4 protein-coding genes are annotated in these 16097 nt (G+C 40.4%); all 4 read left to right on the top strand.

Going from position 1 to position 16097, the window contains the following annotated elements:
* Positions 1-70: 70 nt before the first annotated feature.
* Positions 71-3346: an ATP-dependent nuclease subunit B gene (gene rexB / locus HMPREF1117_RS06070; RefSeq protein ID WP_007556695.1), complete on the top strand. Its 3276-nt coding sequence runs from the start codon at positions 71-73 to the stop codon at positions 3344-3346.
* Positions 3343-6993: a helicase-exonuclease AddAB subunit AddA gene (gene addA / locus HMPREF1117_RS06065; RefSeq protein WP_000802639.1), complete on the top strand. Its 3651-nt coding sequence runs from the start codon at positions 3343-3345 to the stop codon at positions 6991-6993. Before rexB ends, addA begins: the two co-directional genes overlap by 4 nt.
* Positions 6994-7125: 132 nt before the next feature.
* Positions 7126-8304 carry a hypothetical protein gene (locus HMPREF1117_RS06060; RefSeq protein WP_000174784.1) on the top strand — a complete coding sequence of 393 codons (1179 nt, stop codon included), beginning with the start codon at positions 7126-7128 and terminating at the stop codon, positions 8302-8304.
* 414 nt (positions 8305-8718) lie between these two features.
* Entirely contained in the window at positions 8719-16032 is a 7314-nt protein-coding gene (gene bgaA, locus HMPREF1117_RS06055) for an LPXTG-anchored adhesin/beta-galactosidase BgaA (protein WP_000357370.1), read from the top strand.
* The last annotated feature ends 65 nt before the right edge of the window (positions 16033-16097 follow it).

The following is a 16097-nucleotide window of genomic DNA, read 5'->3' as shown; positions in this document are numbered from 1 at the left end:
GAAAGGAGGAGGAATCTTCGGGCTAATCATGGTATAATAAAAGGTAATGAAAAATTCCAACGAGGCAGAGATGAAATTACTTTATACTGATATTCGGACTTCTTTGACTGAAATTCTAACCAGAGAGGCGGAGGAGCTAGTTGCTGCTGGCAAGCGGGTCTTCTACATCGCTCCAAACTCTCTTTCTTTTGAAAAGGAACGCGCCGTGCTGGAATGCTTGTCCCAGCAGGCTTCTTTTGCGATTACCGTCACGCGCTTTGCTCAAATGGCTCGTTACCTGGTCTTGAATGACCTGCCTGCCAAGACCAGTCTTGATGATATCGGTCTTGGGATGGCCTTTTACAAATGCCTTGCCGAACTTGATCCTAAGGATTTACGTGTTTATGGAGCTATCAAGCAGGATCCTCAATTTATCCAGCAGTTGATTGAGCTTTACCACGAGATGACCAAAGCTCAGATGAGTTTTTTGGACTTGGAGAGTTTGACGGATGAGGATAAGAGAGCCGATTTACTCTTGATTTTTGAGAAAATAACTGCCTATCTTAATCAAGGTCAGTTGGCTCAAGGAAGTCAGTTATCCCATTTGATTGAGGCTATTGAGAATGACAAAGTTAGTAGTGATTTTACCCAAATCGCCTTGGTCATTGATGGATTTACCCGTTTTTCTGCCGAGGAAGAGCGGATTGTGGACTTACTTCATGGCAAGGATGTTGAGATTGTTATCGGGGCTTATGCTAGTAAGAAAGCTTATACCAGTCCATTCGCTGAGGGTAATCTCTACCAAGCCAGTGTAGAATTTCTTCATCATTTAGGTGCTAAATACCAAACGCCTGCTCTGGACTGTTCTCAAACTCATGAAAAGATGGATAGTTTTGACAAGGCATCTCGTATGCTGGAGTCGTCTTATGACTTTTCAAAATTAACATTGAATATAGATGATGAGGACCGTGAAAACTTACAAATCTGGTCTTGCTTGACGCAAAAAGAAGAGTTGGAATTGGTTGCACGTAGCATTCGTCAGAAATTACATGAAAATCCAGACCTGAGTTACAAGTATTTCCGTATACTTTTAGGTGATGTAGCTTCTTATCAGTTGTCTTTAAAGACCATTTTTGACCAGTACCAGATTCCTTTCTATCTTGGTAAAAGCGAATCCATGGCGCATCATCCTTTGACACAGTTTGTCGAGTCTATTTTGGCTTTGAAACGTTATCGTTTCCGCCAGGAGGATTTGATTAACCTTCTCAGAACAGGTCTGTATACTGACCTTAGTCAGACTGATATTGACGCATTTGAGCAGTATATCCGCTATCTTGGTATCAATGGCTTGCCAGCCTTTCAGCAAGCCTTCACCAAATCCCACCATGGAAAGTTTGATTTGGAAGGTTTGAATGCCCTTCGTCTGCGTATTTTAACCCCTCTTGAGTCTCTTTTTGCTAGCCGAAAACAGAAGGCTGAAAATCTCTTGCAAAAGTGGAACTCTTTTCTAAAAGAAGGAGCTGTGACCAAGCAGTTACAAGATTTGACAGCCACTATGGAAGCTGTAGAACAGGAAAGACAAGCCGAAGTTTGGAAGGCCTTCTGCCATGTTTTAGAACAATTTGCGACTGTTTTTGCTGGTTCACAGGTTAGTCTAGAGGACTTCCTAGCCTTGCTCAATTCTGGAATGAGTTTGTCCCAATACCGTACCATTCCAGCAACAGTAGACACTGTTCTGGTGCAGAGTTACGATTTGATTGCGCCACTGACTTCTGACTTTGTCTACGCTATTGGTCTGACTCAGGACAATTTACCAAAAATCGCGCAAAATACCAGTCTTTTAACTGATGAAGAAAGACAAAGCTTAAACCAAGCAACCGAAGAAGGTGTTCAATTACTGATTGCCAGCAGTGAAAACCTCAAGAAAAATCGCTATACTATGCTTTCATTGGTTAATTCTGCGCGTAAGCAGTTGGTCTTGTCAGCTCCAAGCCTTTTTAACGAAAGTGAAAGCAAGGAATCAGCCTATCTTCAAGAGCTAGTCCATTTTGGATTTAGCAGGAAAGAGAAGAGGTTTAATCACAAAGAGCTGTCTAAGGAGGATATGGGGTCCTATCACAGTCTTTTGTCTAGTCTGGTTGCCTATCACCAGCAGGGTGAGATGAGTGAGACTGAGCAAGATTTGACATTTATTAAAGTTCTGGCGCGTGTCATGGGTAAAAAACTAGACCAAAAAGGGCTTGCAAATCCAGCCCTCCCAACCAGTCCAAGCAGCAATCCCTTGACCATGGACACCTTGCAAGCTCTCTATCCTGCTGATCAGGAGTTTTACCTGTCTACCTCTGGTTTGACCGAGTTTTATCGCAATGAATACAGTTATTTCCTCCGTTATGTTCTAGGCTTACAGGAGGAATTGCGCCTACGTCCAGATGCTCGTAGTCACGGAAATTTCTTGCACCGTATTTTTGAACGTGCCTTGCAGTTACCTGACGAAGATTCCTTTGACAAACGTCTAGAACAAGCTATCCAAGAAACCAGTCAAGAACGCGAATTTGAAGCCATTTATCAAGAAAGTTTGGAAGCACAGTTTACCAAGGAAGTTCTACTTGATGTGGCGCGGACGACTGGACATATTCTCCGACACAATCCAGCTATTGAAACCATCAAAGAGGAAGCGAATTTCGGTGGGAAAGAGCAGGCCTTTATTCAATTGGACAATGGTCGCAGTGTCTTTGTACGAGGTAAGGTTGACCGAATTGACCGTTTGAAAGCTGATGGAGCGATAGGGGTAGTAGACTACAAGTCTAGTTTAACTCAGTTCCAATTTCCTCATTTCTTTAATGGGCTCAATTCCCAGTTGCCAACTTATCTAGCTGCCTTAAAGAGAGAAGGGGAGCAGAACTTTTTCGGCGCTATGTACTTGGAAATGGCTGAACCTGTCCAATCTCTGATGGCCGTTAAAAGTCTGGCAGGTGCAGTAGTAGAAGCTAGCAAGTCAATGAAATACCAAGGCCTCTTTTTAGAAAAAGAAAGCAGTCATTTGGGCGAATTTTATAACAAAAACAAGTCTAATCAGCTGACAGATGAGGAATTCCAGCTCTTACTAGACTACAATGCCCATCTTTACAAGAAAGCAGCTGAGAAGATTTTAGCAGGCCAGTTCGCCATTAACCCTTATACTGAAAATGGCAGAAGTATTGCACCGTATGTTCAGCAACACCAAGCCATCACTGGATTTGAAGCCAATTACCACTTGGGACAAGCCCGTTTCCTAGAAAAGTTGGACTTGGCTGACGGCAAGCGTCTGGTTGGAGAAAAACTCAAGCACGCTTGGTTTGAAAAAATAAGAGAGGAGTTGAATCGATGAAGCCCATTCCCTTTTTAACTGAGAAGGAAATTCAAAAATTACAAGAAGCAGAAGCGCACTCGAGCAAGGAACAAAAGAAAACTGCCGAGCAAATTGAAGCCATCTACACTTCTGGTCAAAATATCCTTGTCTCAGCATCGGCTGGTTCTGGGAAGACTTTTGTCATGGTCGAGCGTATTCTGGACCAATTAGCGCGTGGAGTGGAAATCAGTCAACTCTTTATCTCAACCTTTACCGTCAAGGCTGCCACAGAGCTTAAGGAACGTTTGGAGAAAAAAATCAGCCAACAAATTCAAGAAACGGATGATGTCGAGCTCAAACAACACTTGGGCCGCCAGTTGGCAGACCTACCCAACGCTGCCATCGGTACCATGGACTCTTTCACACAAAAATTCCTTGGTAAACATGGCTATCTGCTTGATATTGCGCCTAATTTCCGTATTTTACAAAACCAAAGCGAGCAACTCCTTCTAAAAAACGAAGTCTTTCATGAGGTTTTTGAAGCCCATTACCAAGGTAAACAGAAAGAGAAGTTTAGTCATTTGCTGAAAAATTTTGCAGGGCGTGGCAAGGATGAACGTGGTCTGCGCCAGCAAGTCTATAAAATTTATGACTTCCTCCAATCCACCAGTAATCCTCAGAAATGGCTGAGTGAATCTTTCCTCAAAGGCTTTGAAGAGGTTGATTTTAGCAGTGAAAAAGAAAGACTGACTGAGCAAATCAAACAGGCTCTTTGGGATTTGGAAAGCTTTTTCCGTTACCATCTGGATAATGATGCCAAGGAGTTTCCAAAGACTGCCTATTTAGAAAATGTCCAGTTGATTCTGGATGAAATTGGCTTCTTGAATCAAGAGTCCGATAGTCAGGCTTTTCAAGCAGTGCTTGCGCGTGTTGTTGCAATTTCGAAAGAGAAAAATGGTCGGGCTCTGACTAATGCCAGTCGCAAGGCTGATTTGAAGCCACTGGCCGATGCATACAATGAAGAGAGAAAGGCCCAGTTTGCTAAACTAGGACAACTAGCAGATCAGATAACGATTCTAGACTATCAAGAACGCTATCATCAAGACACATGGGAACTAGCTAAAACTTTCCAATCTTTCATGAGTGATTTTGTGGAAGCTTATCGTCAGCGTAAACGTCAGGAAAATGCCTTTGAATTCGCTGATATCAGCCATTACACCATTGAGATTTTAGAGAATTTCCCGAAAGTCCGTGAAGCTTATCAGGAGCGTTTCCACGAAGTCATGGTAGATGAGTATCAGGATACCAACCATATTCAAGAACGGATGCTGGAATTGCTGTGTAATGGTCACAATCGCTTTATGGTGGGAGATATCAAGCAATCCATCTATCGTTTCCGTCAGGCCGACCCTCAGATTTTCAATGCAAAATTCCAACGCTATGCGCAAAATCCAAAAGAGGGCAAGCTTATTCTCCTCAAAGAAAATTTCCGTAGTAGTTCAGAAGTACTGTCAGCAACCAATGATGTCTTTGAACGTCTCATGAATCAAGAGGTTGGTGAAATCAACTATGACAGCATGCACCAACTTGTATTTGCTAATACCAAGCTGACTCCCAATCCAGACAACAAGGCAGAATTTCTCCTCTACGACAAGGACGACACAAGTGAGGAAGAAGAGGGTCAGGCAGAAACGAAACTAACAGGCGAAATGCGCTTAGTTATCAAGGAGATTCTGAAACTTCATCAAGAAAAAGGTGTTGCCTTTAAAGAAATTGCCCTTCTGACCTCCAGTCGCAGTCGTAATGACCAGATTCTTCTCGCCCTGTCTGAGTACGGAATTCCTGTCAAAACTGACGGAGAGCAAAATAATTATCTCCAGTCCCTAGAAGTGCAAGTCATGCTAGACACCCTTCGTGTCATTCACAATCCCCTGCAAGACTATGCCTTAGTTGCCCTTATGAAGTCTCCAATGTTTGGCTTTGACGAGGATGAGTTAGCACGTTTGTCCCTTCAGAAAGCAGAGGACAAAGTCCAAGAAAATCTCTATGAAAAACTGGTCAATGCACAAAAAATGGTAACAAGCCAGAAAAACTTGATTCACACGGCCCTAGCTGAGAAACTAAAACAATTCATAGATATCTTGGCTTCTTGGCGACTGTATGCCAAAACGCACTCCCTCTATGACTTGATTTGGAAGATTTACAACGACCGTTTTTACTACGATTATGTCGGGGCTTTGCCAAATGGGCCTGCTAGACAAGCTAATCTCTATGCCCTAGCACTGCGTGCTGATCAATTTGAAAAGAGCAATTTCAAGGGCTTGTCGCGTTTTATTCGTATGATTGACCAAGTTTTAGAAGCCCAGCACGATCTTGCTAGCGTGGCTGTCGCACCGCCCAAGGATGCTGTAGAACTCATGACTATTCACAAAAGTAAAGGGCTGGAGTTTCCTTACGTTTTTATCCTCAATATGGATCAGGATTTTAACAAGCAAGACAGCATGTCAGAAGTCATTCTCAGTCGTAAAAATGGGCTTGGTGTCAAATATATTGCCAAAATGGAGACAGGAGCAGTGGAAGATCACTATCCTAAAACCATCAAACTCTCCATTCCGAGCCTGACCTATAGACAGAACGAAGAGGAATTACAGCTAGCTAGCTATTCAGAACAGATGCGTCTGCTGTATGTTGCTATGACACGGGCTGAGAAAAAGCTCTACCTTGTCGGTAAAGGATCTCGTGAAAAGTTGGAAGCCAAAGAATACCCAGCAGCTAAAAATGGAAAACTAAACAGCAACACTAGACTTCAAGCAAGGAATTTCCAAGATTGGATTTGGGCTATCAGTAAAGTGTTTGTCAAGGATCATCTCAACTTTAGCTATCTTTTTGTTGGTGAAGAGCAGCTGACTAGAGAATCTATCGGAGAGTTGGAAAACAAAAGTCCTCTCCAAGATAGCTCCCAAGCAGACAATCGTCAGTCAGAAACCATTAAAGAAGCTCTTGAAATGCTGAAAGAGGTGGAAGTTTATAATAGTATTCACCGCGCAGCCATTGAACTTCCTAGTGTTCAAACTCCAAGTCAAATCAAGAAATTCTACGAACCAGTTATGGATATGGAAGGTGTCGAGATTGCAGGTCAAGGCCAGTCAGTAGACAAGAAAATCAACTTTGATTTGCCAGATTTTTCAACCAAAGAAAAGGTAACAGGAGCTGAGATTGGTAGTGCTACCCACGAACTCATGCAGAGAATTGACCTCAGCCAGCGACCAACGCTTGCTAGCCTGACAGAAACTCTCAAACAAGTTCAAACCAGCCCAGCTGTCAGAGACAAGATTAATCTTGCGAAAATTCTTGCATTCTTTGACACAGCACTCGGTCAGGAAATTATCGCTAATACCGACCACCTTTATCGCGAGCAACCTTTCTCCATGCTCAAACGAGACCAAAAGAGTCAAGAAGACTTTGTTGTCCGTGGTATCCTTGATGGCTATCTACTTTACGAAGACAAAATTGTTCTTTTTGACTATAAGACAGACCGCTATGACGAGCCAAGTCAACTCATAGACCTCTATCGTGGTCAGTTAGCCCTATACGGAGAGGCTTTATCTCGAGCCTATTCGATTGAAAATATTGACAAATACTTGATTTTACTCGGGAAAGATGAGGTTCAAGTTGTAAAAGTATAATTTATACTCTTCGAAAATCTATTCAAACCACGTCAGCTTCCATCTGCAACCTCAAAACAGTGTTTTGAGCAACCTATGGCTAGCTTTCTAGTTTGCTCTTTGATTTTTATTGAGTATTAGAAAGGAGATCTCATGACACTTCCAGTTAGAAAATCCCTGCATGATGCGGTGTTACAGGCTTCAAAAGCTGATACTTGGGAGCAAGCTACCAAGGAATGGAATGAAGTTTCCTTGATTTTTAACGGTATCGGCCGTAGCAATTGTGTCTGTGGAAATGCTATCAAATACGCTTACGAACTCTTTAATGGTGTCACAGGCCAACGCCTCTTTCCGATTGGTAGCGATTGTGTTCGGCATTTTCATCGATTGACCCTTGACCGGCAACTGGAAGAGGAAGAAAAACTGCTCAGAAAGGTTGAAAATCTGACCAGAAAAGCCCAGAAAAAGGAAAAAATCAAGGTCAATAAAAGTGACTTTGACAAGCGTCTTCTAAAGTGGCTCTGGGAAAAAGGTGTTTTTAAAGCCAATCGAGGAAATCAATTTACTCCAGAAAGAGATTATGAACTATTTCTTGAAGTTTTTAGAGGAGGAAGTTGGACCAAGGCAGAGCCCAAGAAGAAGGCTCGGATGGAAGAAGTCCTTGAAAAGTGTATCAAACCCTTTTTACTTGGAAAACCAGATGACCAACTCTACCTTGTCAAACTAGGTAAGGAAAAAATCGACTACGAGCAAGACCTACGTATCCAGGCAGAGAAAGAGCGCAAGAAGAGGGATAAAATCGCCAAGCAATATGCAGACAATCTAGTCCTAGCTATGGGACCCGCAGAGCGTGCTTATCAAGATTACTTTGGATTTACAGAGACCTTGACCCAAGAAGAACGCAAGTGGGAGAAAATTCTTTTTGGTAAAAATAGAGCAGAACGGGCTGTCAAGTCCAAACAATACCAAAAAGAGCTGGAAAAAGACCAACGAATTGCCAGTCAGGATCCAATTGAAAGAAAACAGAAGCAGACCTGGCTTATCAATTCCTACTTCAGGGACATACCTGATGAAAAATCCCGATTTTCACGTCTTCTCATAGAATACCGTAAAACAGGATACATTCCCTTTTCACAGGACTTCCTCACCGAGCCGATCATTGACTTTTTCTATAAAATGAAAGCTTTTGAGTTTGAAATTTCACCAGATCAAGTTCGAGATTTTCTAAAAGAAAGCCTCCAGTCAGATCATTTATCATCTGCACAAAGAGTTTGGAAAGAAGGTATTTTAACCAACTGTATCAAACCATTTTTAGACCGATTAGTTATTTAAGTAAAAACCTAGCTTGGGAAAATCAGGCTAGGTTTTAGTTTTCTATCTGAAATCTATACTATTATGAAAAATATTTATACATATCGTTCAAAAGCTAAAGAACTAATAGTTTTTTACTTCTTAATTTGAAATTTAATTCTGAATATAAGTAAAACAGCTTTTACAATAAAGACTCCCAAATTTTAGAAATCCTATGTTTGTATTTAAGTTTTTTTTTGTTTAGAAAAGTAAATACTAGCTAGTATCAGTAAGTTAAAAATTAAGTAAAAAATCTACAAATTATAGAAAAGAATTGAAAATTGTAAGTTTATATAATTAAACTGTTGAAAAATCTTATATTATTTTATAAAATAGTAATTATAATAAAAGAATGCGCTTTCAAAAAAGTAAAGCGTTTACTAAAAGGAGGACTTTATGGATAAAGGCCATTGGAATCGGAAAAGAGTTTATAGTATTCGTAAGTTTGCTGTTGGAGCTTGCTCCGTTATGATTGGAACCTGTGCAGTTCTGTTTGGAGAAAATATAGCTGGCGAATCTATAGTATATGCAGAAGAAAATCCTGTCACTCAAACTGTAGAGAAAGAAAATAAGGATAATCCGACAGTAGAAAATAAGGGTGGTCAATCTTTAACTACTAAAGATGAGGTTGCAAGTCCAGAACAAAACATTCCTAATCCAAATGAGACCTCTAATAAAATTAAGAAAGATGCTGAAGTTCTAGCACCTAAAGAAGAAAAAGCAGCCATTAAGCAAGTAGAAAAGGCTCCAAAGGTTGAAACTCAACCCACAAGTCAAGAAAAACCTGTAAAAGAAGATGTTGCTAAAGCTGTAACAAATGAAGAAGTGAATCAAATGATTGAAGACAGAAAAGTGAATTTTAATCAAAATTGGCACTTTAAACTCAATGCAAATTCTAAAGAAGCGATTAAACCTGACGCAGATGTGTCTTCATGGAATAAATTAGATTTGCCACACGACTGGAGTATTTTCAACGATTTTGACCATCAATCCCCTGCACAAAACGAAGGTGGGCAGCTTAATGGTGGTGAAGCTTGGTATCGTAAGACATTTAAACTTGATGAAAAAGATTTAAATAAAAATGTTCGTCTGACTTTTGATGGTGTCTACATGGACTCACAAGTATATGTCAATGGTCAGTTAGTAGGACATTATCCAAATGGTTATAACCAATTTTCTTATGACATTACTAAATATTTAAATAAGGATGGCCGTGAGAATGTAGTTGCTGTTCATGCAGTCAACAAACAGCCAAGCAGCCGTTGGTATTCAGGAAGTGGTATCTACCGTGATGTGACTTTACAAGTGACTGATAAGGTCCATGTGGAGAAAAATGGTACAACTATTTTAACACCAAAACTAGAGGAGCAAAAAAACGGTAAGGTAGAAACTCATGTAACAAGTAAAATTGTTAATACTGATGATAAGGACCACGAACTTGTTGCTGAATATCAAATTGTTGAACGTGGTGGACAGCCTGTAACAGGCTTAGTTCGTACTTCTAGTCGTACTTTGAAAGCTCATGAAACGACACAACTTGATGCTATTTTAGAAGTTGAAAAACCAAAGCTCTGGACAGTCCTAAGTGATAAACCTGCTTTGTACGAATTGGTTACTCGTGTATATCGTGACGGTCAGTTGGTGGATGCTAAGAAAGACCTGTTTGGTTATCGTTACTATAACTGGACACCAAATGAAGGTTTCTCTTTGAATGGTGAACGTATTAAATTCCATGGAGTTTCCTTGCACCACGATCACGGAGCACTTGGAGCGGAAGAAAACTACAAAGCTGAGTACCGTCGTCTTAAACAGATGAAAGAAATGGGTGTCAATTCCATTCGTACAACGCATAACCCTGCCAGTGAGCAAACCTTGCAAATAGCTGCTGAACTTGGTTTGCTTGTTCAAGAAGAAGCCTTTGATACTTGGTATGGAGGTAAGAAACCATATGACTACGGACGTTTCTTTGAAAAAGATGCTACTCATCCAGAAGCTAAAAAAGATGAAAAATGGTCTGATTTTGACTTACGTACCATGGTTGAAAGAGGCAAAAACAATCCAGCTATCTTCATGTGGTCAATTGGTAATGAAATCGGTGAAGCTAATGGTGATGCTCACTCACTAGCTACAGTAAAACGTTTGGTTAAGGTTATAAAAGACGTTGATAAGACGCGCTACGTCACTATGGGAGCAGATAAGTTCCGTTTCGGTAATGGTAGTGGTGGACATGAGAAAATTGCCGAAGAATTAGATGCTGTTGGCTTTAACTACTCTGAAGATAACTATAAAGCTCTTCGAGCTAAGCATCCAAAATGGTTGATTTATGGTTCTGAAACCTCTTCAGCAACTCGTACTCGTGGTAGTTATTATCGTCCTGAACGTGAATTGAAACATAGTAATGGACCTGAACGTAATTACGAACAGTCAGACTACGGTAATGACAGAGTTGGCTGGGGTAAAACAGCTACAGATTCATGGACTTTTGACCGTGACAATGCTGGCTATGCTGGTCAATTTATCTGGACTGGGACAGACTATATTGGGGAGCCAACACCTTGGCATAACCAAAACCATACGCCAGTTAAGAGTTCATACTTTGGTATTGTTGATACTGCAGGTATTCCGAAACATGACTTCTATCTCTACCAAAGTCAATGGGTTTCAGTTAAAAAGAAACCAATGGTCCACCTTCTTCCTCACTGGAACTGGGAAAATGAAGCCTTAGCATCAAAAGTAGCTGATTCAGAAGGCAAGATCCCAGTTCGTGCTTATTCGAATGCTTCTAGTGTAGAATTGTTCTTAAATGGCCAGTCTCTAGGAGAGAAGAAATTTAACAAAAAGCAAACTAGCGATGGAAGAACATACCAAGAGGGAGCTAATGCTAAAGAGCTTTATCTCGAGTGGAAGGTTGCTTATCAACCAGGAACTCTAGAAGCAGTGGCTCGCGATGATGCTGGTAAAGAGATTGCAAGAGATAAAATTACTACTGCAGGTCAACCAGCAGGTGTTCGTCTTATCAAGGAAGATCATGCAATTGCAGCAGATGGAAAAGACTTGACTTATATCTACTACGAAATCGTTGACAGCCAAGGAAATGTAGTGCCAACTGCTAATAATCTGGTTCGCTTCCAATTGCATGGACAAGGACAGCTAGTCGGTGTCGATAATGGGGAACAAGCTAGCCGTGAACGTTACAAAGCGCAGCCAGATGGTTCGTGGGTTCGTAGAGCCTTTAATGGTAAGGGCGTTGCAATTGTCAAGTCAACTGAGCAAGCAGGTAAATTCACGCTTACTGCTCATTCTGATCTCTTGAAGTCTGCGCAAGTAACTGTCTTTACTGGTAAACAAGAAGATAAAGAAAAAACAGTTTTAGGAACAGAAACACCAAAAGTACGCACAGTTATTTCTCAAATTCCAAAAATGCCGAAAACAGTCGCTTTTGTATATAGCGATGGCAGTCGTGAAAAACATCCAGTAACATGGTCACCAGTTGATGTGAGTCAACCAGGAGTTGTGACTGTTAAAGGAATAGCAGAGGGTCGTGAGGTTGAGGCTCGTGTAGATGTTCTTGCAATTGCAAAAGAACTTCCAACCGTTAAACGTGTTGCTCCAGGAACAGATCTGAATGATGTTGATAAATATGTTTCTATCGCAGTAACAGATGGTAGCGTTCAAGAATACGAAGTAGATAAGTGGGAAATAGCAGAGGCAGACAAGGCCAAACTTTCAGTTGCAGGATCTCGAATTCAAATGACTGGTCAACTAGCAGGTGAAACCATTCGTGCTACTCTTGTTGTTGGAGAAGGGGAAGTTTCTGAACCTGTAGTACCAAATGTAAGTGTTGGTGGAGAAGCTATTTCAGGACTTTCAAGCCAAAGCCCAATGCATTATAAAACTCTTCCTTACGGTGCACACTTGCCTGAAGTAACTGCAAGTGCTGAAAATGCTGATGTTACAGTTCTTCAAGCAAGTGCAGCAAATGGTATGCGTGCAAGCATCTTTGTTCAATCAAAAGATGGAGGCCCTCTCCAAACTTATGCTGTTCAATTCCTTGAGGAAGCACCAAAAATTGACCATTTAACTCTACAAGTTGAGCAAGCAGCATCTCTTAAAGAAGACCAAACAGCAAATCTTTTAGTACTTGCACATTATCAAGATGGTACCCAAGCAGTTTTACCAGCTGATAAAGTTACCTTCTCTACTAGTGGTGAAGGGGAAGTAGCGGTTCGTAAAGGCATGCTCGAAATGCATAAACCAGGTGCTGTGACTCTTAAGGCAGAGTATGAGGGAGCTAAAGGTCAAGTTGATCTCACGATTCAACCAAATACTGAAAAGAAAGTTGTACAAGCCATTCGACCAGTAAATGTAGTGACTGACTTGCATCAAGAACCAAGTCTTCCAGCAACAGTTACTGTTGAATACGATAAAGGTTTCCCTAAAACTCATAAAGTCACTTGGCAATCTATTCCAAAAGAAAAATTAGATCGTTATCAAACCTTTGATGTTTTAGGAAAAGTTGAAGGAATTGATTTAGAAGCACATGCTAAAGTATCTGTAGAAGGTATCATATCTGTTGAAGAGGTCAGCGTAACAACTCCAATTTCTGAAGCTCCAAAATTACCAGAAAGTGTTCGTACTTACGATTCTAACGGTCAGGTTTCATCCGCTAAGGTAGCTTGGGATGTTATTAGTCCGGATCAATACGCTAAAGAAGGCAACTTCACAGTTAATGGCCGACTAGAAGGTTCTCAATTGACAACCAAACTCCATGTTCGTGTATCTGCTCAAACAGAGCAAGGTGCTAACATTTCTGATCAATGGACCGGTTCAGAATTACCGCTTGCCTTTGCATCAGACTCAAATCCGAGTGATCCAGTTTCAAACGTCAACGATAAATTAATTTCATTTAATGATCGACCAGCAAACCGTTGGACAAACTGGAATCGTAAACCAGAAGCTTCAGTTGGTGTTCTGTTTGGAGATTCAGGTATTTTGAGTAAACGTTCAGTTGATAACTTGAGTGTCGGATTCCATGAAGACCACGGAGTTGGTGTACCTAAGACCTATGTGATTGAGTATTATGTCGGTAAGACAGTTCCAACTGCACCTAAAAATCCAAGTTTCGTAAGCAATGAAAATCATGTCTTTAATGATGATGCCAACTGGAAACCAGTAACAAATCTGAAAGCACCAGATCAACTTAAGGCTGGAGAAATGAATCACTTTAGCTTTGATAAGGTGGATACCTATGCTATTCGCATGCGCATGGTTAGACTTGACAATAAGAAAGGAACTTCCATCACAGAAGTGCAGATTTTTGCTAAACAAGTTGCTGCAGCTAAACAAGGACACACCAATATTCAAGTTGACGGTAAAGATTTAGCAAACTTCAACCCTGAGTTAAAAGATTACTATCTTGAGTCTGTAGAGGGTAAAGTTCCTTCAGTAACAGCTAGCGTAACGAATAATGGTCTAGCAACTGTCGTTCCAAGCGTTCGTGAAGGTGAGCCTGTACGTGTTACTGCAAAAGCAGAAAATGGTGATATTTTAGGAGAATACCGTCTACACTTTACTAACGATAAAGAGCTGCTTTCTAGTAAACCTGTTGCAGCAGTTAAACAATCTCGTTTGTTACAATTAGGGCAACAGTTAGATCTACCAAGCAAGGTTTCTGTATACTTCACAGGTAAAGATGCTTATGAAGCAAAAGATTTGGCAGTTGAATGGGAAGAAGTTCCAGCAGAAAATCTGAACAAGACAGGTCAATTTACTGTTAGAGGACACGTTCTAGGTAGTGACCTTAAAGCTGAAATCTCTGTTCGCGTAACAGATAAATTAGGTGAGGTTCTTTCAGATAATCCTGAATACAATGAAAATGGTAATCAAGCCTTTGCCTCTGCAACGAATGATATAGATAAAAATTCTCATGACCGTGTAGATTATATCAATGATGGGGATCATTCAGAAAATCGTCGATGGACAAACTGGTCTGCATTACCATCTGCTAATCCAGAGGTCTCTGCAGGTGTTATTTTCCGTGAAAATGGTAAGATTGTTGAACGCACTGTTGCTCAAGCAAAACTTCAATTCTTTGCAGATAGCGGTACTGATGCGCCTTCTAAACTTGTTCTAGAACGCTATGTTGGTCCAGAGTTTGATGTTCCTACATACTATTCAAATTATCAAGCCTATGAAGGAAACCACCCATTCAATACTCCTGAAAACTGGCAAGCTGTTCCTTATAAAGCAGATAAGGAAATTGAAGCTGGAGATCAAATCAATGTATCATTCAAGCCTGTTAAAACCAAAGCCTTGAGATGGCGTATGGAGCGTAAAGCTGATAAGAAAGGTGTCGCGATTCTTGAGATGAGCTTCCTTGCTCCTAGTGAATTACCACAAGAAAGTACAAAATCTAAGATTCTTGTAGATGGAAATGAGCTCCCTAATTTTGCAGAAGATCGTCAATATTATCAAGTAACTTATAAAGGGCAACGTCCAAAGGTCTCAGTTGAAGAAACTGATCACGTTGCTTCAACCGTTGTAGATAGTGGACATGATAATCTACCAGTGCTTGTTCGTTTGGTTTCAGAGAGTGGTAAACAAGTTAAGGAATACCGTATCCAATTTACAAAAGAAAAACCTTTATCTGAGAAGACTGTAGCTGCAGTTCAAGAAGAGACTTCAAGACTTGATGTTGTTGAAAAAGAGTTAGCCTTTAATACAATTGAGAAGAAAGATTCAACTCTCTATATTGGTGAAACTCATGTAGAACAAGAAGGTCAAGTTGGTAAGGAACGAATCTTTACAATTGTAAATCCTGACGGAACTAAGGTGGAAACAGGTCGTGAGGTCGTACAAAAACCAGTTAACCGTATCGTCTTGTTAGGTACAAAAGTAGGAACAGCTTTACCAGAAGATGAAGTGAAGAACCTTGTTCTAGACAGACCAGAACTAATTCTTGAAGAAGAAACTGTTGATTTCAAAGTTGAAGAACGGAAGAATCCAAAACTATATATTGGTGAAACTCGTGTTCTTCAAGAAGGTAAACAAGGTGTCCGAGTTCATTTATATGAAGTTGAAAATGGTAAACGTCAGCTGAAAGAATCTTATGATAAAGTTGCTCTACAAAACCGAATAGTAGAAATTGGCACTAACCCTGGAACAGCTTTACCAGAAGATGAAGTGAAGAATCTTGTTCTAGACAGACCAGAACTAATTCTTGAAGAAGAGACAGTTGACTTTAAGGTAGTGGAACATAAGACTGACAAGTTATATCAGGGTGAGACTCATGTGCTTCAAGAAGGACAAAAGGGATTGCGCATTCGCTTATATGAAGTTGTAAATGGTAAACGTACTCTCAAAGAATCTTATGATAAAGTTATTGCCAAGGATCGTATCGTAGAAGTCGGTTTAGCAAAACAATCAAGCAAACCACTTTCAGACACTAAAACTACTGTTGAACAAGATGTTTCTAAACTTGTAGCTAAGGATAATATGAAACCATTAGCTCAAACCATCACAAAAACTCAAGATGTATCAGATAAAGTTGCTATAGAACAAAATTCTTCAACTCAATCTAACACTAAAGCAGAGAAATCTCAATTACCAAATACAGGAAGTGAAAATAATCAAGCAACAGTGGCTGCAGGGTTAGCACTTCTTGGATTAGGAGTAGGATTAGCTTCAGTAAAAAATAAAAAAGAAGATTAATCTGTTTTTAAACTTCGATTCTTGATTAAAAGAATCGAAGAATGAGAGATTTCACTACATTATAA

Origin of the sequence: Streptococcus sp. SK643, from assembly GCF_000259505.1 — a bacterium.
Classification (GTDB): domain Bacteria; phylum Bacillota; class Bacilli; order Lactobacillales; family Streptococcaceae; genus Streptococcus.
This window is presented reverse-complemented; position numbering and strand designations above follow the sequence as displayed.